Annotated in this window: 2 protein-coding genes; one reads left to right on the top strand and one right to left on the bottom strand. The window is 68.0% G+C overall.

Going from position 1 to position 1583, the window contains the following annotated elements; translation table 11 throughout:
• Positions 1-89 precede the first annotated feature (89 nt).
• Complete coding sequence (locus ACGFU6_RS39270) at positions 90-1244, top strand: TIGR03364 family FAD-dependent oxidoreductase (protein WP_053450940.1); 1155 nt, start codon at positions 90-92, stop codon at positions 1242-1244.
• A gap of 39 nt (positions 1245-1283) precedes the next feature.
• Here ACGFU6_RS39270 and ACGFU6_RS39265 read toward each other — a convergent pair.
• Positions 1284-1583 (bottom strand): UTRA domain-containing protein (locus ACGFU6_RS39265; RefSeq protein WP_393617404.1); only part of this gene is annotated, 300 nt, incomplete at its 5' end.

The raw sequence follows: 1583 nt of genomic DNA, 5'->3' as shown, positions 1-1583 counted from the left end.
TGCCTGTTGTTGTCGCTGCTGTACTTCCACCACAAGGCCCTGCGCCTGGCCCGCATGCCGGCGCTCGCCTCCGTCTGAGTCCATCCCCCATGAAGAACACAACCGCCCTCGTGGTCGGTGCCGGCATCGTCGGCCTGGCCGTGGCCCGCGCGCTGGCCGTGCGTGGCTGCAAGGTCACCGTGCTGGAGCGCCATGAACGCGCTGTCGGCGCCTCCATCCGCAACTTCGGCATGGTCTGGCCGATCGGCGTGCCCAATGGACCGCTGTATGAGCGCGCGCTGCGCTCGCGGCAGATCTGGCAGGAGCTGATCGACGTGGCCGGCCTCTGGCATGACCCCAGTGGCTCGATGCACGTTGCCCACGCCGACGACGAATGGGCCGTGCTGCAGCAATACGCGGCCGCCAATGCGCAGATGCGCCCATGCCGGTTGCTGGACCGGGATGCGGCATTGGCGAAGTCGCCGGCGCTGGTCGCACGCGAACTGCGTGGCGCGCTGTTCAATGCCGATGAGCTGGTGGTCGATCCGCGCCAGGCGATCCGCGCGTTGCCGGATGTGCTGCGCGAGCGCCACGGCGCGCAGTTCCAGTGGCGCACGCCGGTGACGGCGGTGGAAAGCGGCCGGGTGTGGTCCGGCAGCCGCCGGTTCGAGGCCGACCAGGTGTTCGTCTGCAGTGGCCCGGAGTTCGAGCAGCTGTATCCGGAACTGTACGCGGCAGCACCATTGACCCGCTGCAAGCTGCAGATGCTGCGGCTGGCCGCGCAGCCGTCCGGATTCCGCCTGGGTGCTGCCCTGTGTGGTGGCCTGTCACTGGTGCACTACGCCGGCTTCCGCGAGGCCGCCGACGTCGCCCCGCTGCAGGCGCGCTACCAGGCCGAGCATGCCGACCTGGTCGAGCTGGGCATCCACGTGATGGCGGCACAGAACGGCCTTGGTGAAATCACCATCGGTGATTCGCATGCCTATGCCCATACGCATGACCCGTTCGACGAGCACGCCATCAACCAGAAAGTGCTCGATTACCTGTCCCGTTTCATGCAGGTACCGGACGCGCGCATCGCGCAGACCTGGCACGGTATCTATCCCAAGCTGCTGGACGGCAGCAGCGAGTTCGTCGCCGAGCCCACCCCGGGTGTGACCCTCGTCAACGCCATCGGTGGCGGTGGCCTGGGCATGACGCTCAGCTTCGGCCTGGCCGAGGAACTGGTGGACGGTCGCTACACGGCATTGCGCTGCGCGGCATGAAGCCTGCGCGCGGCGGGTGCAACGCTCGCCGCGCTTTTCCTAGAGGTCGCTGCTGACCATCAGCTGCACCCAGTCACCGGCGAAGCTGGTGATGCCGAACTGCACCGGCTGTCCCTGCGGATCGACGTTGAGCGAGTGCACGCACAGCACCGGCCGCCGCGTTGACTGGCCGAGTACGCGCGCGACCTCGGCATCGGGCAGGCGCGCCATCACCGTGGTGTGCCGGCGCAGGTAGTCGGTGACCCCGAACGCGGCCAGGGTGCGGGTCACCGAAGGTGTGCGTGCGAACACCTCTCCCAGTCCCGGGAATCGGGTGGCGGGAAAATACGCTTCGCTGTG

The sequence above is a fragment of the Streptomyces sp. NPDC048462 genome, from assembly GCF_043200175.1.
GTDB lineage: Bacteria > Actinomycetota > Actinomycetes > Streptomycetales > Streptomycetaceae > Streptomyces.
Note: the sequence above shows the minus strand (reverse complement) of the source record. Positions and strands in the feature narration are given on the sequence as shown.

Bases quoted from the DNA above. Each gene is read 5' to 3' on its own strand.
- ACGFU6_RS39270 (WP_053450940.1), top strand. From the start codon at position 90: ATGAAGAACACAACCGCCCTCGTGGTCGGTGCCGGCATCGTCGGCCTG.